The 22,630-nt window shown below is 72.6% G+C and carries 19 protein-coding genes; 13 read left to right on the top strand and 6 right to left on the bottom strand.

From position 1 onward, the window contains the following. Positions 1-56: 56 nt before the first annotated feature. Complete coding sequence (locus tag LO763_RS25345) at positions 57-1,412, bottom strand: hypothetical protein (protein WP_230790591.1); 1,356 nt, start codon at positions 1,410-1,412, stop codon at positions 57-59. 126 nt (positions 1,413-1,538) lie between these two features. Between LO763_RS25345 and uvrB the strand changes: the two genes are divergently transcribed. Beyond that, entirely contained in the window at positions 1,539-3,593 is a 2,055-nt protein-coding gene (uvrB, locus tag LO763_RS25340) for an excinuclease ABC subunit UvrB (protein WP_230790588.1), read from the top strand. A 29-nt stretch (positions 3,594-3,622) separates the two neighbouring features. On the opposite strand, the gene LO763_RS25335 is transcribed toward uvrB, so the two are convergent. Continuing rightward, positions 3,623-3,913, bottom strand: coding sequence for a putative quinol monooxygenase (locus tag LO763_RS25335; protein WP_230790586.1), 291 nt, complete (start codon positions 3,911-3,913; stop codon positions 3,623-3,625). Between the two features lie 269 nt (positions 3,914-4,182). Here LO763_RS25335 and LO763_RS25330 point away from each other — a divergent pair, with 269 nt between their 5' ends. After that, positions 4,183-5,229 (top strand): TerC family protein, encoded by a 1,047-nt coding sequence (locus LO763_RS25330; RefSeq protein ID WP_230790584.1) that lies wholly within the window; start codon positions 4,183-4,185, stop codon positions 5,227-5,229. 57 nt (positions 5,230-5,286) lie between these two features. Here the strand turns inward: LO763_RS25330 and LO763_RS25325 are convergent, their stop codons facing one another. Then, the gene (locus LO763_RS25325; protein WP_230790582.1) at positions 5,287-6,222 is read right to left on the bottom strand and encodes a C40 family peptidase; all 936 of its coding nucleotides are present in this window, start codon (positions 6,220-6,222) and stop codon (positions 5,287-5,289) included. Positions 6,223-6,444: 222 nt separating this feature from the next. Between LO763_RS25325 and bioB the strand changes: the two genes are divergently transcribed. Further along, complete coding sequence (gene bioB, locus LO763_RS25320; protein WP_255673008.1) at positions 6,445-7,515, top strand: biotin synthase BioB; 1,071 nt, start codon at positions 6,445-6,447, stop codon at positions 7,513-7,515. Between the two features lie 12 nt (positions 7,516-7,527). Here the strand turns inward: bioB and LO763_RS25315 are convergent, their stop codons facing one another. Next, positions 7,528-8,550 carry a LacI family DNA-binding transcriptional regulator gene (locus tag LO763_RS25315; protein ID WP_230790580.1) on the bottom strand — a complete coding sequence of 341 codons (1,023 nt, stop codon included), beginning with the start codon at positions 8,548-8,550 and terminating at the stop codon, positions 7,528-7,530. 315 nt (positions 8,551-8,865) lie between these two features. Here LO763_RS25315 and LO763_RS25310 point away from each other — a divergent pair, with 315 nt between their 5' ends. From LO763_RS25310 to LO763_RS25275, 8 genes are all read left to right on the top strand, one after another. Next, on the top strand, positions 8,866-11,184 hold the full coding sequence (locus LO763_RS25310; RefSeq protein WP_230790578.1) for a beta-glucosidase family protein: 2,319 nt from the start codon (positions 8,866-8,868) through the stop codon (positions 11,182-11,184). A 56-nt stretch (positions 11,185-11,240) separates the two neighbouring features. After that, positions 11,241-12,338 (top strand): Gfo/Idh/MocA family protein, encoded by a 1,098-nt coding sequence (locus LO763_RS25305; protein ID WP_230790576.1) that lies wholly within the window; start codon positions 11,241-11,243, stop codon positions 12,336-12,338. Between the two features lie 52 nt (positions 12,339-12,390). Next, positions 12,391-13,302 (top strand): DUF6807 domain-containing protein, encoded by a 912-nt coding sequence (locus tag LO763_RS25300; RefSeq protein ID WP_230790574.1) that lies wholly within the window; start codon positions 12,391-12,393, stop codon positions 13,300-13,302. Positions 13,303-13,304: 2 nt separating this feature from the next. Further along, a complete protein-coding gene (locus tag LO763_RS25295) occupies positions 13,305-14,021 on the top strand; it encodes a cupin domain-containing protein (protein WP_230790572.1) in 717 nt (238 codons plus the stop codon). 117 nt (positions 14,022-14,138) lie between these two features. Beyond that, positions 14,139-15,986 carry an RNB domain-containing ribonuclease gene (locus LO763_RS25290; protein WP_230790570.1) on the top strand — a complete coding sequence of 616 codons (1,848 nt, stop codon included), beginning with the start codon at positions 14,139-14,141 and terminating at the stop codon, positions 15,984-15,986. 67 nt (positions 15,987-16,053) lie between these two features. Beyond that, the gene (gene tyrS, locus LO763_RS25285; RefSeq protein ID WP_230790568.1) at positions 16,054-17,310 is read left to right on the top strand and encodes a tyrosine--tRNA ligase; all 1,257 of its coding nucleotides are present in this window, start codon (positions 16,054-16,056) and stop codon (positions 17,308-17,310) included. Between the two features lie 49 nt (positions 17,311-17,359). Then, positions 17,360-19,645 (top strand): tetratricopeptide repeat protein, encoded by a 2,286-nt coding sequence (locus LO763_RS25280; protein ID WP_230790567.1) that lies wholly within the window; start codon positions 17,360-17,362, stop codon positions 19,643-19,645. Beyond that, positions 19,620-20,654, top strand: coding sequence for an HAD-IIA family hydrolase (locus LO763_RS25275; RefSeq protein ID WP_230790566.1), 1,035 nt, complete (start codon positions 19,620-19,622; stop codon positions 20,652-20,654). Before LO763_RS25280 ends, LO763_RS25275 begins: the two co-directional genes overlap by 26 nt. Positions 20,655-20,774: 120 nt before the next feature. On the opposite strand, the gene LO763_RS25270 is transcribed toward LO763_RS25275, so the two are convergent. Both LO763_RS25270 and LO763_RS25265 read right to left on the bottom strand, forming a co-directional pair. After that, a complete protein-coding gene (locus LO763_RS25270) occupies positions 20,775-21,122 on the bottom strand; it encodes an SCP2 sterol-binding domain-containing protein (protein WP_230790565.1) in 348 nt (115 codons plus the stop codon). A 235-nt stretch (positions 21,123-21,357) separates the two neighbouring features. Further along, the gene (locus LO763_RS25265) at positions 21,358-21,696 is read right to left on the bottom strand and encodes an SCP2 sterol-binding domain-containing protein (protein ID WP_230790564.1); all 339 of its coding nucleotides are present in this window, start codon (positions 21,694-21,696) and stop codon (positions 21,358-21,360) included. Positions 21,697-21,944: 248 nt separating this feature from the next. Between LO763_RS25265 and LO763_RS25260 the strand changes: the two genes are divergently transcribed. Together LO763_RS25260 and LO763_RS25255 are read left to right on the top strand one after the other, a co-directional pair. After that, positions 21,945-22,385, top strand: a complete 441-nt coding sequence (locus tag LO763_RS25260; protein ID WP_230790563.1) for a hypothetical protein — start codon at positions 21,945-21,947, stop codon at positions 22,383-22,385. Continuing rightward, entirely contained in the window at positions 22,382-22,582 is a 201-nt protein-coding gene (locus LO763_RS25255; protein WP_369432085.1) for a hypothetical protein, read from the top strand. The genes LO763_RS25260 and LO763_RS25255 overlap by 4 nt, the downstream gene beginning before the upstream one ends. Positions 22,583-22,630: the final 48 nt, after the last annotated feature.

The following is a 22,630-nucleotide window of genomic DNA, read 5'->3' as shown; positions in this document are numbered from 1 at the left end:
GCCGCCCACGGCGACGGGCCCGACCACCATGGCCGGGCCCGCCTCCCCTCCGCCCTCTAGCCGATCGCCTCGCTCACGGCCGCCGGGATCGCCACCATCGGGAAGTCCTCGTACTCCAGCTCCGCCGAGGCGGCCCCGAAGTACGACATCATCTCCACCTCGCGGAGGCGGTCCTCGCTCACGTGGTACCGGAACGCCGACTCACCGGCCTCCGCCGGGGCGTCCCCCGCCACCGGGAACTCGACCACGTACACCGGCTCGCCCCCGCTCTCGTCCACGCGCAGCAGCGACGCCTCCTCCGCCAGCTCGCCGGCGTCCCCGGGCTCCTCCGCGGCCATCTCCAGCATCCGGTAGACCAGCGACTCGACCGGCCCGAAGCTGTCCGCGGCGTTCTCGTCGGCGAGCGCGTGCGTCTCCCAGCCGTCCAGCGGCGGCACCTCGGGCAGCTCCTCCTCGTCGGTGGCGACGGTCGCGAACCCGCCCGGCCGCGCCAGCAGCAGCCGGTCTCCGTCGCCGTCGCTCACCCGCAGGTACGCCGTCATGGTCCGCCAGTCCACCGAGCCCGAACCGGTCGCCACCTGGCCGTCGCCCACCGGCACGGTCAACTCGACCACGGCCGACCGCGACCAGTTCGCCGCGCGCACCCCCGCGAGCGTCTCCGCCAGGTCCCCGTCGACCTCGCCCGGCGCGATCACCGGACCGCCCAGCAGGTCCACCGGCACCAGCCCGGCCGGATCGAACTCGACCTCCCGCAGGAAGTCCACCGCCGCGAGGCTCTCCGCGCCCGTGTTCACCTGGAAGCGCCGCAGGTCCCCGGAGCCGTCGAGCGAGTACAGCGCCTCGGGGCTCGGCCCCGCCTGGTCGCTGGTCGCCACCATGATCGGCGCCCGGAACGAGTCCACCGCCTCCCCGTCGATGATCCCCTCCTCGCGCCACGTGGCCTGCTCCGCCAGCTCGGCGGGGTCGTCGGCCTCCTCGGCGGTCAACGTGAACAGCGACGAGGCGAGGATGTCGAGCGTCGTCTCCAGCGGCGTGGACGCCCCCGAGAGCATCTGCCGCGTGTTCCAGCCGTCCTCGGGTACCCGGACCTCCGCGAACGCCGCGCCGTCGTCGGCGCGGCCCGCGATCAGCCCCGGAACGGCCTGCACCAGCCGGTGCTCGCCCCCCTCGACCGGGACCCGCGCGTACAGCAGCGGCACCTGCCAGTTCAGGTACCCGTCGACGACGACCATCTCGCCCTCCACCGGCAGCGTCATGCGCAGCGCCACCGGATCGGAGCCGAGGTTGCGCTCGCGCATCGACGCCAGCAGCGCCGCCTCCTCCTCGCTGACCGGGCGCTCGGCGCTCGACCGGTCGGACGCGCACGACACGGCGAACCACCCGGCGGTGGCGATCGCGATGATGATGACCATGACCCACATCAGGGCCGATTTCCAGGAAACTGAGGTAGTGGAGCTCACGCAGTGACCAACGAGCCGGGCCGCGAAAAGTCACCGGCGGCGTCGATCAATGTCGGACCCCGGCGCTACGGTTGGTCGGTGGCATTCGATATTCCGCGCGCCGAGGGGCGCTTCGAGGTGGTCAGCGAGTACGAGCCGTCCGGCGACCAGCCGACCGCGATCAAGGAGCTCGCCGGGCGCGTCGACCGCGGCGAGCGCGACGTGGTCCTGCTCGGCGCGACCGGCACCGGCAAGTCCGCCACGTCCGCGTGGCTGATCGAGAAGCTCCAGCGGCCCGCCCTCGTGATGGCCCACAACAAGACGCTCGCCGCCCAGCTCGCCAAGGAGTTCCGCGAGCTCCTCCCCAACAACGCCGTCGAGTACTACGTCTCCTACTACGACTACTACCAGCCCGAGGCCTACGTCGCCCAGACCGACACCTACATCGAGAAGGACGCCTCGATCAACGAGGAGGTCGAGCGGCTCCGCCACCGCGCCACCTACTCGCTGCTCACCCGCCGCGACGTGGTCGTGGTCGCCACCGTCTCGGCCATCTACGGCCTCGCCACCCCCGCCGAGTACCTCGAGCAGGCCACCGAGGTCACCGTCGGCCAGGAGTGGGACCGCGACAAGCTGCTGCGCCGCCTCGTCGACGTCCAGTACAGCCGCAACGACATCGCCTTCACCCGCGGCACCTTCCGCGTCCGCGGCGACACGATCGAGATCATCCCCGCCTACGAGGAGCTCGCGATCCGCATCGAGATGTTCGGCGAGGAGATCGACCGGCTCTACTACCTCCACCCGATCACCGGCGACGTCATCCGCGAGGTCGACCGGGTCCTCATCTTCCCCGGCTCCCACTACGCCACCGGCAACGAGCGCATGACCCGCGCCATCGGCGACATCGAGGTCGAGCTCGAGGAGCGCCTCGCCGAACTGGAGTCCCAGGGGAAGCTCCTGGAGGCCCAGCGGCTGCGCATGCGCACCGTGTTCGACCTGGAGAACATGAAGCAGACCGGCACCTGCAACGGCATCGAGAACTACTCCCGCCACATCGACGGCCGCCCGGCCGGCACCCCTCCCCACACGCTGCTCGACTACTTCCCGTCCGACTTCGTCACCATCCTCGACGAGTCGCACCAGACCGTCCCCCAGGTCGGCGCCATGTCCGAGGGCGACGCCTCCCGCAAGCGCAACCTCGTCGAACACGGCTTCCGCCTGCCCAGCGCCCAGGACAACCGGCCGCTGCGCTTCGACGAGTTCCGCGAGCGCGTCGGCCAGACCGTCTACCTCTCGGCCACCCCCGGCAAGTGGGAGCTCGAGCAGACCGGCGGCCAGTTCGTGGAGCAGGTCATCCGCCCCACCGGCCTGGTCGACCCGCACGTGGAGGTCCGCCCCACCAAGGGCCAGATCGACGACCTCATGCACGAGATCCGCGAGCGCGCCGCCAAGGACGAGCGGGTCCTCGTCACCACCCTCACCAAGAAGATGGCCGAGGACCTCACCGACTACTTCCTCGACAACGGCATCCGCGTCCGGTACCTCCACTCGGAGGTCGAGACCCTGCGCCGCGTCGAGCTCCTCGGCGAGCTGCGCCGCGGCGACTACGACGTCCTGGTCGGCATCAACCTCCTGCGCGAGGGCCTCGACCTGCCCGAGGTCTCGCTCGTGGCGATCCTCGACGCCGACAAGGAGGGGTTCCTGCGCTCGGCGACCTCGCTGATCCAGACCATCGGCCGCGCGGCCCGGAACGTGTCCGGCACCGTGCTCATGTACGCCGACAACCTCACCGACTCCATGAAGGCCGCCCTCGACGAGACCGACCGGCGCCGCGACAAGCAGATCGCCTACAACAAGGCGAACGGCATCGACCCGCAGCCGCTGCGCAAGCGCATCGGCGACATCATGGAGGACCTGTACGACTCGGCGGCCGAGACCGCGAAGCTGGTCGAGTCGGAGCGGCCCGCGCGCGGCAAGGGCAAGGACGCCAAGGGCGCCGGGAAGGTCCGCGCCGAGATCCTCCAGCAGCTCGACGAGCGCAACGACCAGATGCTCGCCGCCGCAAGGGAACTGCGCTTCGAACTGGCCGCGGCCTACCGCGACGAGATCGCCGACCTTAAACGCGAGCTCCGCGAGATCGAGCAGGCCAGTTAAGGTCCGTTGTGGCCCGGACCTTGTTGCCGCTAGTCGACGTCCTCGAAGTGCTCCACGAACGGCGGCTCGGCGAAGAACGGGCCGATGGCCTCCCGCCACTTCGGGAAGCGATCGGTCTCGCGGAAGCCCTGCTCGTGTGCCTCGATCGAGTCCCATTCGATGAGGAGTACGAACCGGCTCGGGTTCTCCACGCCCTGGGTCATGCGGATCGTCCGCACGCCGGGGGAGGCCGACACGTGCTCGCGGGCGGAGCGGTACGCCTCCTTGAAGGCGTCCTCCCGACCGGGGGTGACCTTGATTTCAGCGACTTCCAGAACCATGCGCGGAGCCTCCCACAACGCGTGGCGGGCACCGCCCATCCGGCGTAACGTCGAGAGTGAAGTCACATATCCGACTAATGACAAGTCGGGTTCCGGCAGGCAGAATAGTCCCGTCTGTTCAAAATCAGGTATGTGGGGAGTATCCCGCAGCGCGAGCCGCTGTTAGCGTCGTCGTCAATGCACGGAACCGCGATCGGTCCCCGGTGACGCTGGTCCGCAAGGATCGGGAGAGACCATGTGACCCTCCGAAGACCAAGGAAGGCAACACATTGGAACTCCCGGCCTGGGCCTGGGCGCTCACGATGGCGGTGCTCGCGTCGGTGATCGTCTTCGACCTCGTGATGGCGGTACGCAACCCGCACAAACTCTCCACGAAGGAATCGGCCACATGGGCCGGCATCTACATCAGCGCGGCACTGCTCTTCGGCGCCGTCATCTTCGCCACGCAGGGCGCGGCTTACGGCGGGCAGTTCTACGCCGGCTACCTGACCGAACTCGCCCTCTCGGTCGACAACCTCTTCGTCTTCCTCCTCATCATCCAGGCCTTCCGGGTCCCCGACGCGCTCCAGTCGCGCGTCCTCCTCGTCGGCATCGTGCTCTCGATCGTCCTGCGCGGCGCCTTCATCGCCGTCGGCTCGGTCCTCATCGAGCGCTTCAGCTGGGTCTTCCTGATCTTCGGCGCGATCCTCATCTGGACCGCGTGGGGCCAGCTGCGCGACAACGGCGGCCACGACGACGAGCTCCCCCAGAACGGCTTCATGCGGTTCGCCGAGTCGCGGCTGCGGGTCGCCCCCGACTACGAGGGCGGCCGCCTCACCACCCGCATCGAGGGCGTCAAGTACGTGACGCCGCTACTGCTGGCGATGCTCGCGATCGGCTCCACCGACATCCTGTTCGCCCTCGACTCGATCCCGGCGATCTTCGGCCTCACCCAGGAGCCGTTCCTGGTCTTCACCGCGACCATCTTCGCGCTCATGGGCCTGCGGCAGCTGTACTTCCTGCTGGCGGCCCTGCTCAAGTCGCTGCGGTTCCTGTCCCTGGGCCTGGCCGCGATCCTCGGCTGGATCGGCGTGAAGCTCGTGCTGCACGGCCTGCACGACAACCAGCTGCCGTTCATCAACGGCGGCGAGCACATCGACGCGATCCCGGAGATCCCGACCGCGCTCTCGCTCGGCATCATCGCGGGCGTCCTCACCGCCGTCGTGGTCACGAACCACATCCTCCTGCGCCGCGAGGGCAGGACCTGGAAGGAGCTGTTCGCGGAGGCCGAGCAGGAGCAGCACGTCCCGGCCACCGCGGGCGCCGAGAAGCTGTAGCGCACGCGAAGACGGCCCGCCGCCCCGCGAGAGGGGCGGCGGGCCGTTCGGCGTTCGTCAGACCTTGACGGGCAGGCGGCGGCAGGCGGTGATGCGGGCCAGCTCGGAGTCCTTGAGCGACTCGACGACGACCTTGCCGTACACCGACGAGGAGAAGACGACCTCCGGCAGGTCCGTCTGGCCGCGCTCGGCCATGATCGCCGGGGTCCGCGGGTCGCCGCCGTGCTCGAGGAACACCAGGTCGCCCGGGTGCAGGTCCTCGAAGTCGACCGCCTCGCCGGAGGCCATGAGCCCCTCGCCGAAGCGCGGCACGTCGATGCCCAGCTGGCGGTAGACGATCCAGACCAGCCCCGGCGCGTCGATGCCGTAGGCGCTCACCCCGCCGTGCAGGTAGGGGATCTCCAGGAGCTGCTGGGCGAGCTTGACCGCGTCGAGCCCGGCCGCGACCGTCCCGGTCGAGGGCGGGGTCAGTTCGGCCGCCGGCTCGGCCGCGAGGTCCCGCTGGGGCACCCAGCCGGGCTGCCTGGGCCCCGGCAGCGCCACGGGCACCCAGCCCCGGTACCCCTCGCCGACGACCCGCAGGCGGGTCCCCAGGGTGACGCCGGGGACGGCGACGTCGCCGCCGGGCTCGTCCCGCACGGCGGTCGCGGTGGCGGTCACCAGGTACTCGGTGCCGCTGGAGTCGCCGTCGGCCGGGTGCGCGAGCTGGTCGAGCGGGACCCAGCCGGCGACCTCCTGCGAGGGGCAGGCCACCTCGGCCCAGCCGTCGGCGACCTGCTTGACCTCGACCCTGGTCCCCAGCAGGCATTGGGAGCGGACGCGGCCCTTGAGGCCGTTGGCGCGGATGTCGTTGGTGAGCCGGGCGACCCATTCGCGGATGGCGGACGGCACGCCCAATGCGAGCCGGTCCTCCGGTCCGGGGGCCGCGGGCTGGGCCCAGAGGGTCGCGACGGCCACGGCGATCAACGCCGGCTGTCCAGGTGCGATCGGCACGGTTGATTCTCTCCGGATGGTTCGGGCGGTTCGTCGTTCGCAACGCGTGCAGGGGGGATCTCCACCAGCCCACCGCGTTCGTCGCAGCACCGACCACCCACTGTAGCAAGTGTAAGCGGATCACGACGCTGCGGCCCGAGCGTGACGTCTCGTGGCCATTCACCCCAACGGGTCGCGAACCGTCCGAAAGCGGCCGGTGCCCGGTTGTGGCAAGATCTGGCCATGCCAGCAGTGAACGACGCCCTCGCCCGACTCGCCGCCGCCGCCGACGACCCCGGGGCCGCCCCCGACGCCGCCGACCTGGAGGCGGTCCTGGCCAGCGCGGACGCCGAGCTCATGGACGTGGTGGCCGCCGCGGCGCGACTTCGCTTCCGCCACTTCGGGAACACCGTCAAACTCAACTACCTGGTGAACCTCAAGAGCGGCCTGTGCCCCGAGGACTGCGGCTACTGCTCGCAGCGGCTGGGCTCCAAGGCCGACGTCCTCAAGTACACCTGGCTGAGCCCCGAGCAGGCCGCCGAGCAGGCCGCCGCGGGGGTCGCGGGCGGCGCCTCGCGGGTGTGCCTGGTCGCGAGCGGGCGCGGACCGACGGACATGGACGTCGAGCGGGTCGGCAAGACCATCGCGGCGGTCAAGGACGCCGCGCCGGGCGTCGAGGTGTGCGCCTGCCTGGGGCTGCTCAAGGGCGGGCAGGCCGAGCGCCTGGCCGAGCTCGGCGCCGACGCCTACAACCACAACCTCAACACCGCCGAGGAGGCGTACGCCGAGATCTGCTCGACGCACACCTTCGCCGACCGGGTCGACACGGTGGACGCCGCGCACGGGGCGGGCCTGTCGCCGTGCTCGGGCCTCATCGCCGGGATGGGGGAGTCGGACGCGGACCTGGTGTCGGTGGCGCTGGGCCTGCGCGAGTTGCATGTGGACTCGATCCCGGTGAACTTCCTGCTGCCCTTCGACGGGACGCCGCTGGAGGGCACGTGGGAGCTCGATCCGCGCCGGTGCCTGCGCATCCTGGCGATGGTGCGGCTGGCGAACCCGGCGGCGGAGGTGCGGCTGGCCGCCGGGCGCGAGGTCCACTTGCGGCAGATGCAGTCGCTGGCGCTCCAGATCGTCAACTCGATCTTCCTGGGGGACTACCTCACCAGCGAGGGCCAGGCGGCCAAGGACGACCTGGCGCTCATCGCCGACGCGGGCCTGGTGCCGCTGGGCCTGGAGTCGGCCCCGGAGGCGGTCCGCACCGCGGTGAGGCCCCGCAGGCGCGGCGCGGGCACCGAGGTCGCCCCGAACGCCTAGGCGCTCTGCGGCCTACTTCCCGTGCGCGGCGGTCGACTCCCTGACGACCAGCTCGGTCGCGAGTTCGAGCCGGGGGGAGTCGATGTCGTTGCCCGCGGCCATCTCCAGGACCGTCCTGGCGGCGAGGGCGCCCATCTCGGCGAGCGGCTGGCGCACCGTCGTCAGGGGCGGGCTGGTCCAGCGCGACTCGGGCAGGTCGTCGAAGCCGACCACGCTCACGTGCTCGGGGATGCGCAGCCCGGCCTGGCGGATCGCCTCGTAGGCGCCGAAGGCCATCTGGTCCGAGGACGCGAAGATCGCCGTGGGCGGCTCGGGCAGGCGCAGCAGCGCCGAGGCCGCGTCGAAGCCGGACTGGTGGTAGAAGTCGCCGTCGAAGACCAGGGCGGAGTCGAAGGTGATCCCGGCGGCCTCGAGGGCGGCCCGGTAGCCGTCGAAGCGGGCGCGGGAGCACAGGACCTGCTTGGGGCCGTGGATGAAGCCGATCCGGCGGTGGCCCAGGGCGATCAGGTGCTCGGTGGCGGCGAGGCCGCCGGCCCAGTTCGTCGCGCCGATCGCGGGGGCGTCCATGGTGGGCCCGCCGGAGGGGTCGAGCACGACCATCGGGACGCCGAGGTGCCGCAGCTGCTCCAGGATCGGGGAGGCCAGCTGCGAGATGACGAGGATGACGCCGTCGGAGGCGCGGGTGCGGAGGTTGTCGAGCCACTGCTCGGTGGAGGCCCGGCGGCGGTGGACCGCGGAGACGACGGTGCCGACCCCGGAGGCGTGGGCCGCGTCCTCGACGCCGCGGATGATCTCCACCGCCCAGGGGCTGTCGAGCTCGTTGAAGACCAGGTCGACCAGGCGCGCCCGGCTCGGCGCGCGGGTGGAGCGGCGGCGCTGGTAGCCGCGCTCGTTCAGGAGCTCCTCGACGCGCTTGCGGGTCTCGGGGGCTACGTCGGAGCGGCCGTTGATGACCCGCGAGACCGTCGGGACGCTGACGCCCGCCTCGTCGGCGATGGCGCGGATGGTGATGCGCCCGTGTTCGGCTTCGCTCAAGGCTCCTCCTGCTGCTCCGATGCACCGCCGGTACGACCGTGCGCCCCCGCGCGTCGGGGGCCCGCTCCCAAAGGTAGTGCGAACATCCTATAGCCGCGGTCCCGGGCTCCCGGATCGCGGCCGAAACTTTCGAACGAATCTGTCGAATAGCGCTCCTGGGCAAACGCATCCCACGATCCGATTGACGCTAGAACTGGGGCCTCATCAATGTTATGGTGTGCAAACCCGTATCGAAAACGATCAGAAAATTTCCGGAAACTATCGGCCCGGCTTTGGCCGCCAGCGGCGTGTCGCGGGCCGCTTGAGTGGAGCAGCATGCACACCGACACCCCCGCGGAGGCCGCTGAAAGGGCCGCCGGGCTCGTCAAGCGGATGACCCTCGAAGAGAAGTGCGCGCAACTGGCGAGCCTGTGGCACGGCGTCGACGCCGACGCCGGCGACATGGCCCCCCACCAGAGCGAGCAGACCGAAGGCGCCGCCGCCGGGGACGACGCCCTCGCCCACGGACTCGGCCAGCTCACCCGCCCCTTCGGCTCGGCCCTCGTCGACCCCGCCGCCGGCGCCGGGCGCCTCGCCGCCGTCCAGCGCCGGATCCGCTCCAACAGCCGCTTCGGCATCGCCGCCATCGCCCACGAGGAGTGCCTCGCCGGCTTCATGGCCCACGGCGCCACCGCCTTCCCCACGGCCCTCGCCTGGGGCGCCACCTTCGACCCCGACCTGGTCCGCGCCATGGCCCGCCAGATCGGGGCCACCATGCGCTCGGTCGGCATCCACCAGGGCCTCGCCCCCGTCCTCGACGTCGTCTCCGACTCCCGCTGGGGCCGAACGGAGGAGACCATCGGCGAGGACCCCTACCTCACCGGCGTCCTCGGCACCGCCTACGTCACCGGCCTCCAGGAGTCCGGGATCATCGCGACCCTCAAGCACTTCGCCGGCTACTCCGCCTCGCACGCCGCCCGCAACTTCGGCCCGGTCTACATGGGCCCCAGGCAGTTCGCCGAGACCTACCTGACCCCCTTCGAGATGGCCGTGCGGATCGGGCGCGCCAAGGCGGTCATGCCCTCCTACGCCGCCAACGACGGCGTGCCCTCGCACGCCAACGTCCGCCTGCTCACCGGCGTCCTCCGCGAGGAGTGGGGCTTCGAGGGCGTCATCGTCGCCGACTACTTCGGCGTCAACTTCCTCAACTCCCTGCACGGCGTCGCGGCCGACCGCTCCGCCGCCGCCGGGCTGGCCCTCAACGCCGGCGTGGACGTCGAACTGCCCGGCGCGGACTGCTTCGGCGAGCCGCTGCGCGCCGCCGTCGCCGAAGGGGCCGTCGAGGAGAAGACCCTCGACCGCGCCGTCGAGCGCGTCCTGACCCAGAAGATCGAACTCGGGCTCCTCGACGAGCTTCCCGAGCCCGCCGGGACCGTCGACCTCGACCCGCCCGAGGCCCGCGCGCTCGCCGCCGAGGTCGCCCGCAAGTCCGTCGTGCTGCTCGCCAACGACGGCACCCTGCCGGTGACGTCGCCGCCCGCCCGCGTCGCCCTCCTCGGCCCCGTCGCCGACGACCCGGCCGCCATGCTCGGCTGCTACTCCTTCCCCAACCACCACATGCGGTACGAGCCCGAGAGCGGCGACCCCTACCCGCGCGTCGATGTGGGCGTCGCGATCGCGACCCTCGCCGACCGGCTCGCGGCCGACCTGCCGGGCGCGACCGTCGAGCAGGTCGCCGGCGGCTGGATCCTGGACGCCGACGACGCCGAGATCGCCGCCGCCGCGAACGCCGCCGCCTCCGCCGACCTCGCGATCATCGCCGTCGGCGACCGCTCGAGCCTGTTCGGCCGCGGCACCTCCGGCGAAGGCTGCGACGCCCCCGACCACGCCCTGCCCGGGCGCCAGTCCGAACTGCTCGAAGCGGTCCTCGACTCGGGCACCCCCACCGTCGTCGTGGTGATCTCCGGGCGCCCCTACGCCCTCGGCACCGCGCCCGAGCGGGCCGCGGCGATCGTGCAGGCGTTCCTGCCCGGCGAGGAGGGCGCCGCCGCGATCGCCGCCATCCTCACCGGCGCCGCCGAACCCGAGGGCCGCCTGCCCGTCGGCGTCCCGGCCCGCCGCGACTCCCCGCCGGCGACCTACCTCGGCCCGCAGCTGGCCCGCCGCTCGGAGGTGTCCTCCAACGACCCGACCGCCCGGTACGCCTTCGGCCACGGCCTGACCTACACCGAGTTCGCCTGGGACGAGCCCGAGCTCGTCTCGGGGCCCGAGGCGGGGCCCGAAGGCGTGGTCGAGGTCGAGGTCCGCGTGCGCAACACGGGGGACCGGCACGGCACGGAGGTCGTGCAGCTGTACCTCCACGACCCGGTCGCCTCCACCGTCCGCCCGGTGCAGCGCCTCGTCGGCTTCGCGCGCCTCCCCCTCGCCCCCGGCGAGGCCGGCAGGGCCCGCTTCGCGGTGCCGGTCGACCTGGCCGCGCTCATCGGCCTCGACGGCCAGTGGATCGTGGAGGCCGGGGCCCTCGAACTGCGCCTCGGCCGGTCGGCGGCCGACATCGCCGCGACCCTCGCGGTCGAGGTCACCGGCGAGCGCCGCTTCGAGCCGGGCACCCGCACGCTGGCGACCCAGGTCACCGTCGAGACCGTTGTCGGCTAGTATTGCCCCTAACGCTGGAAAACGTTTACCGATCCGTCGCGTCGAAGGAGTCCACCGTGCCCTCCACCCACCGCCTCGCCATCGTCGGCACCGGCGGCATCGCCCACCTCCACGCCGCAGAGCTCCGCAGGCACGTGCCCGACCGCTTCGAGCTCGTCGCCGCCGTCGACCCCGACGCCGGGCGCCTCGCGGACTTCACGGCGAAGTTCGGCCTCGAGCGCGGCTACGCCTCCATCGAGGAGCTGCTCGCGAACGAGGAGCTCGACCTGGTCGACCTGTGCACGCCGCCGGTGGCCCACGGCCCCGGCGCGATCGCGGCGCTCGAAGCAGGCGTCGGCGTCGTCTGCGAGAAGCCCCCGGCGCTGAGCCTGGAGGAGTTCGACCGGATCGCGGCCGCGGCGGCCGCCTCCAAGGGCGACTTCGCGATCATCTCCCAGCACCGCTTCGGCTCGGCCGCCGAGCGGGTGCGGAACATGACCGCCGCGGGCGTCCTCGGCAAGCTCGCCGTCGCCAAGTGCGACACGCTCTGGTACCGCGCGCCCGAGTACTTCGCGGTCGACTGGCGCGGACGCTGGGAGACCGAGGGCGGCGGCCCCACCATGGGCCACGGCATCCACCAGATCGACACGCTGCTCTCCCTCGTGGGCCCGTGGTCCGAGGTGGTCGCCACCGCGCACCGCCACCGCCGCGACACCAACACCGAGGACGTCTCCCACGCGATCGTCACCCTCGAGTCGGGCGCCTCGGTCGTCATCACCAACTCCCTGCTCTCCCCGCGCGAGGTCTCCCAGATCCGCCTCGACTTCGACAACGCCACCGTCGAACTCGACCACCTCTACGGCTACAGCGACGCGAACTGGACGGTCACGCCGCTCGAAGAGCACGTCGAGGAGGTCATGCAGGCCTGGTACTCCAAGCCCCGCGGACAGTCCTCGGGCCACGGCGCCCAGTTCGCCCGCATCGCCGACGCCCTCGACGGCAACGCCGCCCCGCCGGTCGCCATCGGCGAGGCCCGCCGCACCCTCGAACTCCTCGCCGCGATCTACGCCTCGGCCTTCACCGGCAAGCGGATCCGCGCCGGGGAGATCGACCCGACCTCGCCGTTCTACCAGCGCATGGACGGCTCCGGCGCCCCCTGGCCCGACCGCAAGTGACGCCCGACCCGCCTCGAACCACCAGCTTCGGAAACACAGTGGAGAAACACCGATGACGCTGCAACTCGACGACAACGGCACCGCGCTCTCGATCACCGAGGGCGACCTCGAGCTCCTGCGCTACGTCTACCGGCCCGACAACGACCAGTTCGAGTCCCCCCGCCCCTACTTCGAGCCGCTGCGCGACCTCGCCGGGCACCAGGTGAGCCTCTACCGGCCCCACGACCACGTGTGGCACAAGGGCATCGCCCTCTCCCTGCCCAACGCGGGCCCCGAGAACTTCTGGGGCGGGCGCACCTTCCGCCGCGGCAAGGGCTACGTCGACGAGAAGAACGACGGCGCCATGGTCCACCGGGAGTTCACCGAGCTCACCGCCGGCGAGGGCGGCGTCAAGGTCGCCGAGCGCCTCGACTGGGTCACCGAGGACGGCCGCCACTTCTTCGCCGAGCAGCGCGCCTTCGCCGTCACCGTCCTGGCCGACGACACCTGGGTGCTCTCCTTCTCCACCGCGTTCACCAACGACACGCAGGACACGGTCATCATGGGCAGCCCCACCACCGAGGGCCGCGAGAACGCCGGCTACGGCGGCTTCTTCTGGCGCGGACCGCGCTCCTTCACCGAGGGCCGCGTCTACACCGCCGACGGCGAGGGCGGCGACGAGCTCATGGGCGTGCGCGGCGACTGGCTCGCCTTCCGCGGCGCCCACGACTCGGTCGACGCCCACTCCACCCTGGTCTTCACCGACCACCCGGAGAACCCCGGCGCGCCGGTCAAGTGGTTCGTCCGCTCGACCCCCTTCGCCGCGGTCTGCCCCGCGCCGTTCTTCGACACCGAGCTGCCGATGGCCCCCGGCGACACCGTGACCCTGCGCCACGCCGTCGCGGTCGTCAACGGCGACACCGGGACCGAGGGCGCCGCGAAGGCCGCCGAACTGGCCGCCGCCGAACTCGCGCGGCTGGGGTAGGCGTGGGATTCCCGGGCGGCACGGCCGTCTCCCTCGTCACCGTCTACGACTGGCCCACCGTCGACGGCCAGGCGGGCGGCTCCCCGCACCTGCACACCGCCTCCACCGAGGGGTACGTCGTCACCGGCGGCACCGGCGCGGTCGAGACCCTCTCGGGCGACGGCTACGAACGCCGCGACCTGGCGCGCGGCACGGTCCTGTGGTTCACCCCAGGGACCGTCCACCGCCTGATCAACGGCTCCGGCGACCTCCAGCTCGTCGTGGTCATGCAGAACGCGGGCATCCCCGAGGCCGGGGACGCCGTGTTCACCTTCCCCGAGGCGACCCTGGACGACCCCGAGGCGTACGCCGCGGCGGCGGGAGCCCCCGCCGCGGACGGCCTCACCGAGGCCGGGCGCGGCGAGGCCGTCCGGACCCGGCGGGACCTCGCCGTCGAGGGCTACCTCGCCCTCCGCGAACGCGTCCGGGCCGAGGGCCCCTCGGCCATGAAGCCCCTGTGGGACCGGGCAGGACGGCTCGTCTCGGCCCGCACCGACGCCTGGCGGCGGCTGTGGGCCGACGGCCCCAAGGCCCAGGTCGACGCGACCGGCGCCCACCTCGACGCCCTCGCGCGGGCCGACGCGACCCACCTGTGCGACGCCCACGTCGCCAGTGCCGGGGACGCGGCCGCCAAGTGGGGCATGTGCGGGCGGCTGGAGACCTGGGACCTGCGCCCCTGAGAGGGTTGCAGTCCGCACCGGGCCGGGTGTTCACAGTATGGACACCCGGCCCGCGTGCGTACGCGCACCCGCCCTGCGCCTGCGGCTACGATTGCGGCTGGATTCGAAGGAGCGCAGTTGGCCGACTACAACCCCGCCGAGACCGGGATCATGATCGACGCCGCGACCACCGTCGACCGCGACGACGCCATCTGGATCGAGGCCGACGGCGACGGCTTCGACGCCTGGATCCACATCGCGCGCGTCGCCGACCACGTCGTCAACGGCGGACCCGCCGACATCGAGGCCCGCCAGCGGGTCGCCACCCGCTACCGGCCCGACCACACCAAGCACATGCTCCCCGCCCCGGTGGTCGCCGCCGCCTCCCTCGACCCCGGCCGCGAGAACGACACCTTCGCCGTCCACCTCCGCATCGACGGCGCCGGCCACGTGCTCGCCGCCGACCTCGGACCCGGCCGCCTCACCCGCTCCTGGGCCGTCTCCCACGCCGAGGCCGCCGATGCCGCCGGCGACCCCGCCCACCCGCTCCACGACACCCTCGCCCTCGCGCTGCGCTTCGCCCAGACGATGCTCGCCGCCCGCCGCAACGCCGGCGCGCTCGCCTTCTACGACCTCCTCTCGGGCTTCGCCACCAACGAGGAGGGCCAGCTCATCCGGCTCGACAGCTCGATGCGCAACTCCGGGTACATCATCGTGCAGGAGTTCATGATCGCCGCCAACGCGCAGATCGCGGCCTGGGCCGTCCGCCAGGACCTCCCGATCCTGTTCCGCAACCACCGCCTCGCGGCCGTCGCCGGCGACCCCGCCGACCTGCGCGGCGAACTCGACTCGATCGCCGCCTCCGGCGACAGCGCCGCCTTCGAGATGCTCCGCTCCCGGATGCGCATGGTCGCCCGCGCCGCCGGCTACGGCCCCACCGTCCACGGCCACCACGGCCTCCAGCTGCCCGTCTACACGCACGCGACCAGCCCCATCCGCCGCTACCCCGACCTGGTCACCCAGCGCATCCTCCTGGCGGCCTCGCTCGGCCTCCCCACCCCGTACCCGCCCGAGGCCCTCGCCGAGGCCGCCGCGCACGTCAACGAGCGCATCGAGGCCGAGCGCCGCGCCAAGTCCGAGTACTTCAAGCAGCGCGCCGCCGAGGAGACCGCCAGGCAGATCGAGGCCGCCGACTTCGCCCGCCTGCCCTACAAGCAGTTCGCGCGGGTCCTCCAGTTCGCCGTCGAGCGCGGCGAGGTCCCGCCCGGACTCGCCGAGGACGCCGCGCGGCGCTTCGACGCCCGCGAGCTCCAGCTGCGCGAGTTCGCCTCCGTGTACCTGTACGGGCGCGAGCCGTTCGCGCCGCTGCGCGAGCGCATGAACCGCCTCCTGGCCGCCGAGCCCCAGCAGGCCCAGTCGATCGTCAACGTCTACCTCCAGGACCGCCTCGGCGGACCGGTCAGCAACGACACGAACGTGCGCTGGACCGTCGAGGCCGAGCCGGGCTTCGAGGCGCCGCTGTTCGCCGCGCAGGTCGCGATCCACTACGGCGGCGAGCAGGTCGAGTCGCCCAGGCGCTTGCAGCGCAACAAGAAGGACGCGAAGAACCAGGCGGCGCTGGCGCTGCTGGCCTCCCTGGCGGGGCTGGCGGACCTCTCGCAGGACGCGGCCGCCAAGCCCCGCGTCGAGGGCCCGCGCAAGCTCCTGGTCGACGCGGGCGTGCACCCGGCCGAGGCGGTCCAGATCTACGCCGCCCGCGGCCTGGTCGAGGACCTGACGTGGCACTTCGAGGTCGAGGGCCCCTCGCACGAGCGGGTCTTCACCTGCCGCGCCGAGGCCGCGATGCCCCGCACCGGCGAGCGCGCGGCCGCCGAGGGCCGGGGCCCGACCAAGCAGGCCTCCAAGACCGCCGCGTCCCAGGAGCTGCGCGTCCACATCGAGGCCGCGCTGGCGCTCGGCGGGACCGGGCAGCGCGCGGACGCCTAGGCGGGCCCGGGCCACGCGGCCCGGCGCACCGCGAAAAGCGCTTCCGCCGCTGAGGCAGAATGAGGGCGTGCATATTCTCGACGACCTCGCGTGGCGCGGCCTCATCCAGGACTCGACCGGTATCGACTCGCTCCGCGAGCACCTCGACGCCGGGCAGGTGACCTTCTATGTGGGCTTCGACCCGACGGCCGTCAGCCTGCACGTCGGCCACCTCATGCAGGTGATCACCGCCCGCCGCCTCCAGCGGGGCGGGCTGCGGCCGCTGCTGCTCGTCGGCGGCGCGACCGGCCAGATCGGCGACCCCAAGGAGGCGGGGGAGCGCAGCATCAACCCGCCCGAGGTCGTCGCCTCCTGGGTCGAGAGGATCCGCGCCCAGGTGGCCCCGTTCGTCACCTACGACGGCGACAACGGCGCCGTCCCGGTGAACAACCTCGACTGGACCTCCGAGCTGGGCGTCGTGGACTTCCTGCGCGACGTCGGCAAGCACTTCCCGATCTCGAAGATGCTCGCCCGCGACGTGGTGAAGAGCCGCCTCGAGTCCGGCATCTCGTTCACCGAGTTCTCCTACCAGCTGCTCCAGTCCCACGACTACTTCGAGCTCAACCGCCGCCACGGCTGCACCCTCCAGTTCGGAGGGTCGGACCAGTGGGGCAACATCACCGCCGGGGTCGACTACATCCGGCGCCGCGCGGCCGAGCACGTCCACGCCTTCGTGACCCCGCTCGTGACCAAGGCCGACGGCACCAAGTTCGGCAAGACCGAGGGCGGCGCGGTCTGGCTCGACCCCGAGCTGACCAGCCCGTACGCGTTCTACCAGTTCTGGGTCAACGCCGGGGACGCCGACGTGGCGCGCTACCTGAAGTACTTCTCGTTCAAGTCCCACGAGGAGATCGAGGAGCTGGAGCGGGCCACCGCCGAGAAGCCCGCCGCGCGCCTCGCGCAGAAGGCCCTCGCGGAGGAGCTGACGACGCTGCTGCACGGCGTCGAGGAGACCCGGCACGTCACCGCCGCCTCCCAGGCCCTGTTCGGGCGCGGCGAGCTCGCCGAGCTGCCCGAGGCGACACTGCGCGCCGCGCTCGCGGAGGCCGGCCTGGCCGAGCTCCACAAGCCCGACGTGACCGTCGCCGAGGCGATGAAGGAGTCGGGCGTGGTGGCGAGCCTGGGCGAGGCGCGCCGCGCCGCCAAGGAGGGCGGGGCCTACCTCAACAACGTCCGGGTCGCCGACCCCGAGGCCGTTATCGACCGGTCTGCCCTGCTTCACGGCCGCTACGGAGTGATCCGGCGCGGTAAGAAGACCGTCGCCGGGGTCGAGCTCATCGGCTGAGGCATAGACTTGACTGGTTTTGTCGCGGTGAACAGAGGGGGAGAATCGAGTGGCTGAAGAAGGCCGCGCCCGCAAGGGTGGAGATGACCGGCGAGGCGGCTACGGCCGTCGCGAGGGCGGCGGCTACGGCGACCGTTCGGGCCGCGGCGGGTACGACCGCCGGGAAGGCGGCCGAGGCGGGGACGACCGGGGCGGCTACGGCCGCAGGGACAACCGCGACGACCGGCCCCGCCGCTACGACGACCGGGACGACCGCCCGCGCCGCGACGACGACCGGCCCCGCCGGTTCGAGAACCGCGACGACCGCGGCCGCGGCGGCTACAACCGCGATGACCGGGGTCCGCGCCGCTACGACGACCGCCCCCGCCGCGACGGCGACGACCGGGGCGGGCGCGGCGGCTTCAACCGCGACGACCGCGGTGGCCGTGGCGACAACCGCGGCGGTTACGGCCGCAGCGAAGGCCGTGACAACCGCGGCGGTTTCAACCGCGATGACCGGGGTCCGCGCCGCTATGACGACCGCCCGCGCCGGGACGGCGACGATCGCGGTCCGCGCAAGTTCGACCGCGACGACCGAGGCGGTCGAGGCGACAACCGCGGCGGTTACAACCGCGACGACCGCGGTCCCCGCCGGGACGACGACCGGCCGCGCCGGTTCGAGAACCGCGAAGGCCAGGGCCAGCGCCGCTACGACGGCGACCGGGGCGGACGGGGCGGCTTCAACCGCGACGACCGCGGTGGCCGCGGCGGCTTCAACCGTGACGATCGCGGTCCGCGCCGCTATGACGACCGCCCGCGCCGGGACGGCGACGATCGCGGTCCCCGCAAGTTCGACCGCGACGACCGGGGCGGACGCGGCGGTTTCAACCGCGACGACCGCGGTGGCCGTGGCGACAACCGCGGCGGCTACAACCGCAGCGAAGGCCGCGACGACCGCGGCGGGCGTGGTGGTTACAACCGCGATGACCGCGGTCCGCGCCGCTATGACGACCGTCCCCGCCGGGACGGCGATGACCGTCCCCGCAAGTTCGACCGCGACGACCGCCCCCGCCGCGACGACCGGGGTCCGCGCCGGGACGACGACCGGCCGCGCCGCTTCGAGAACCGCGACGACCGCGGTGGCGACCGCCGCGACGGCGGACGCCGCTTCGACCGCGACGACCGGCCGCGCCGCGACGACCGGGACCGCGAGGACCGCCTCGGCCGCGACGGCAAGGAGCGCCGCGGCAAGGACAACCTGCGTCCCCTGGAGGAGCGCGAGGCCGGGCACGAGGGTCCGATCCGCCTCGGCGAGTCCGACGAGGCGCCGGACCTGCCCGAAGGCGTCGAGTACGGCTTCGACCAGCTCGACAAGGAGACCAAGGCCGGGCTGCGCAGCCTGAACAAGCAGCTGGCCGAGGCCGTGGGCAACCGCCTCCTCGCCGCCGCCGCGCTGCTGGCCGAGGACGACGTGGAGGGCGCGCTCGAGCAGGCCCGCTACGCGCGCCGCAAGGCCTCCCGCGTGGCCGTGGTCCGCGAGGTCACCGGCGTGGCCGCGTACGGCGCCGAGGAGTGGCAGCTGGCCGTCAACGAGCTGCGCGCCGCGCAGCGCCTGGGCGGCACGCACGACCACGTCGCCCTCATCGCCGACTGCGAACGCGCCCTGGGGCACCCCGAGCGCGCCATCGACATCTACCGTGAGTTCGGCAGCGACGAGAGCGTCGACCCCGAGGTGCGCGTGGAGCTCCTCATCGTCGCCTCCGGCGCCCGCCGCGACATGGGCATGGGCGAGGCCGCGACCGCGATGCTCAAGGTCGGCGCGCTCAACTCGCCGAAGACCGAGCCGTGGGTCGCGCGCCTGCGCTACGCCTACGCCGAGGGCCTGCTGGCCGACGGCCGCGAGGACGAGGCCCGCGAGTGGCTCTCCAAGGCCGTCGCCGCCGACGAGTCCGGCGAGACCGGCGCCGCCGAGCGCCTGCTCGAGCTCGAGGGCATCGCCATCGAGGAGTTCGAGGACGACGATGACGACCTCGAAGACGACCGCGACGACGAGGACTTCGACGACGAGGACGACGACTTCGACGAGGACGACCGCGGCGAGACCGGCGACTTCGACGGCGACGGCGAGGGCGACGAGCACGCCGACGGCGAATCCCGCGACGACGACGAAGACGACGAGGACGACGACTTCGACGAGCACGCCGACGAGACCGGCGGCGAGGACCTCGACGCGGAGGACGACGAGGACCAGGAACCGGAGGCCGGCGTCAAGGGCGACGAGCGGACCGACCCGAAGCCCTCGCGCGACGAGGCGAACCCCGAGGAGTCCGATGACCCGACTGAAAGGCGCCCCTGAGGCACTCGCCGGCGCTTACGACCAGGCGCTGCTCGACCTCGACGGCGTCGTCTACCTCCTGCACGAACCGATCCCGGAAGCGGCCGCGACCATCGCGGCCCTTCCGGGCCTCGACTGCGAGCCGGTGTTCGTCACCAACAACGCCTCCCGCAGTCCTGCGACCGTCGCGGACGCCTTGCGCGGCATGGGCGTCCCGGCCGAGGACGAGCAGGTGCTCACTTCGGCGCAGGTCGTGGCCGAAGTCCTGCGCAAGCGCCTCGGCGAGGGCGCCCCGGTCCTGGTGACGGGCTCGGAGGCGCTGGGGGCCGCCGTCGAGGCCGAGGGCCTGACCACGACGAAGGATCCCAAGGCGGCCCAGGGCATCGCGTACGGCATGATCCCCACGGTCACCTGGAGGGACCTCGCCGACCTGACCATCGCCGCCCGCGGCGGCGCCGTCTGGGTCGCGACGAACCTCGACGCCACCCTGCCCACACCGGACGGTCCGCTGCCCGGCACGGGGGCGCTGGCCGGGGCGATCACGGCCGCGCTCGGCCGCGGCCCCGACGCCGTCGCGGGGAAGCCCGAACCGGGGATCTACCAGGCCGCCATGGAGCGCAGGCCGGGCGGCCGCCCGGTCATGGTCGGCGACCGGCCCGACTCCGACATCGAGGGCGCCAACCGCGCCGGGATCGACTCGCTGCTGGTGTTCACCGGCGTGGCGTCGCCGCGCCAGGCGCTGGCGCTCCCGCCCGAGCAGCGGCCCACCTACCTCGGCTGGAGCCTTGCGGCGCTGACGGAGGCGCACCCGGAACCGGTGCGGAACGAGGCCGCCGACCGCGTCGAGTGCGGCGGCTGGACGGCCGCCTTCGACGGCGGGAGGATCAGCCTCAGCGGCCGGGGCGCCGAGCTCGACGCGTGGCGCGCGCTGTGCGAGTCGAGCTGGGCCGCAGCGGACACGGTCGGCTACGACCCGACCGGGGCGCCGGTCCCGGTCGGCGACGCCGCCGAGGAGCTGCTGGCCGGCTGAGCGCCGAGCGCAGGTACGACGAAAGCCCGGACTGCCGAAGTCCGGGCTTCTGCGCTCTCCGAGCCGGGGCGGCTCGGGACGGCCTCGCCGCCGCGGTCTCCGCGGCGACCGGCCTCGGTGCTAGTCGACCTTCAGGGCCTTGCGCAGCTTGGCGAGGTCCTTCACGGAGGCCTTGACCTTGATCTTGCCGGTCAGGAACGCCTTGGCGGGCTTGATCTCCTTCTTGGACAGGGCGATCAGGTCGTCAGAGGCGATCAGGATGCGGACCTCGGCGTCGGGGGCGTCCCCGTCGAGGAGGTCGTTCAGCTTGCCGCCGGCGAGCTTCGCGCTGAACGTCTGGCCCAGGTCGGTGATCTCCACGGCCAGCGTGCGTTCGAAGCCGTCCTCAAGGGCGAGCTCGCCGGACTTCTTGGCGACCTTGCCCGCCATCTTCTCGAGCACATTGCGGCATTCGTCAACAGTGGCCATACGGACCTCCCGGTAAGTGTTCTGGGCTCGAGGCACCCGTCAGCGCCTCTCAACAGCCGTGCGAGTCGGCTGGCCAGAAGATTACAACGTGGCCTGAATGGTGTTGCGCCCGACCGGGACGCATTTGACCGTCCGGGCCGCCGACGCGCCGCGACGGAGCGCGGGGCGGGCCTCCCGGCCCGCTCCCGCGCGCCCCGCGTGCGGCGTTCGCCCTTGTCGCGCAGGTGGAGCGGTCCTACAGGACCCCGTTCAGCTTCATGAGGTCCATCGGCTTCGCCTTGATCTTGACCTGGCCGGCCATGAAGGCCTTCTTGAAGTCCAGCTCGCCGGCGACGAGCTTGACGAGGTCGTCGGAGCCGACGACCATCCGGATGTCGGCGTCGGGGTTGTCGCCGTCGGTGATGCCGGTCAGCCTCCCCCGGTCGAACTCGCCGTTGAAGGACACGCCGTGGTCGGTGATGTCGGCGGCGAGGCTGCGCTGGAAGCCCGTGAGCTTCTTGACCGTCTTGGGGTTCTCGGCGAGGTTCGCGGCGAACTGCTCCAACGCGGTTCGGCATTCGTCGATGGTGGCCATGGGCCCTCCTGTTCGATCGGCTCGGGCGCGGCAGTGCGCCCGACAGTATGTTACCGGCCAGTACGACACCATGGTCGACGACCGTCGACGGCGGCTTGGCAGTACCGTTGACGTCGGAACCGGGCCACGGCCCCCGGGCCGGACGCGCGGCTCGCGGGCTCTGCCGAGCCAGAGCCAGCCTACGGCCCGAAGACCACGCCGGGGACGCCTCCCGCGGACCCGCAGACCTCGGAAGGAGTGCGAGCACCATGGCCGACACCGCCCGCGCCTACTACGACACCCTCCGCGACCTGGCCGGCGACCCCGCCCGCCGCGCCCGCGAGTTCGCCGGGAGGCTCCGCGAGGACCTCCGCTCGGGGACCGAGGGCCTCAAGTCCGGCGCCGAGCAGCTGCGCGGCCACGGCTCGCGCACCGTCGCCGACATCGGCCGCCTCGTGCGCGCCGAGGTGGACGCCGGCCTCACCCGCCTCGGCGTGGCCACCCAGGCCGACCTCGACGACCTCAACCTCCGCCTCGAGCACTCCGAGGACCAGATCCGCGAGCTGCGCATCCGCCTCGCCGAGGCCGAAGCCGCCGCCGCGGCCGCCGAGACGGGGGGCGCGACCGCCGCCGAGGACCGCCCCGCCGCCGACGCGCCGGAGCGCGCCGCGGACGACGCCGGCCCCGACCGCGGGGAGGAGGACGCGTGAGCGACATGCCGAACCCGGCGGCGCTCGCCGCCCGCTCCCGCCCCCGCGGCGACGCCGAGGACGTCGAGGCGGAGGTCGAGGAGGCCCTCGCCCGGCTCGAGACGCTCGCCGACCTGCCCGTCACCGACCACGTCGCCGTCTTCGAGGGCGTCCAGCAGCGCCTGTCCGAGATCCTCAGCAACGTCGACGACGCCTAGCGAGGCGTTGACCGAACGCCCCGCCCGCCCAGTGAGAGAGCCCGACTT

Origin of the sequence: Glycomyces amatae (assembly GCF_020991375.1) — a bacterium.
Lineage (GTDB): Bacteria > Actinomycetota > Actinomycetes > Mycobacteriales > Micromonosporaceae > Glycomyces > Glycomyces amatae.
This window is presented reverse-complemented; position numbering and strand designations above follow the sequence as displayed.

Excerpts from the sequence above, each read along its gene's own strand:
- LO763_RS25345 (WP_230790591.1), bottom strand. The coding sequence starts at position 1,412 with ATGGTCATCATCATCGCGATCGCCACCGCCGGGTGGTTCGCCGTGTCG.
- LO763_RS25335 (WP_230790586.1), bottom strand. The coding sequence starts at position 3,913 with ATGGTTCTGGAAGTCGCTGAAATCAAGGTCACCCCCGGTCGGGAGGAC.
- bioB (WP_255673008.1), top strand. The coding sequence starts at position 6,445 with ATGCCAGCAGTGAACGACGCCCTCGCCCGACTCGCCGCCGCCGCCGAC.
- LO763_RS25310 (WP_230790578.1), top strand. The coding sequence starts at position 8,866 with ATGCACACCGACACCCCCGCGGAGGCCGCTGAAAGGGCCGCCGGGCTC.
- LO763_RS25300 (WP_230790574.1), top strand. The coding sequence starts at position 12,391 with ATGACGCTGCAACTCGACGACAACGGCACCGCGCTCTCGATCACCGAG.
- LO763_RS25275 (WP_230790566.1), top strand. The coding sequence starts at position 19,620 with ATGACCCGACTGAAAGGCGCCCCTGAGGCACTCGCCGGCGCTTACGAC.
- LO763_RS25270 (WP_230790565.1), bottom strand. The coding sequence starts at position 21,122 with ATGGCCACTGTTGACGAATGCCGCAATGTGCTCGAGAAGATGGCGGGC.
- LO763_RS25265 (WP_230790564.1), bottom strand. The coding sequence starts at position 21,696 with ATGGCCACCATCGACGAATGCCGAACCGCGTTGGAGCAGTTCGCCGCG.
- LO763_RS25260 (WP_230790563.1), top strand. The coding sequence starts at position 21,945 with ATGGCCGACACCGCCCGCGCCTACTACGACACCCTCCGCGACCTGGCC.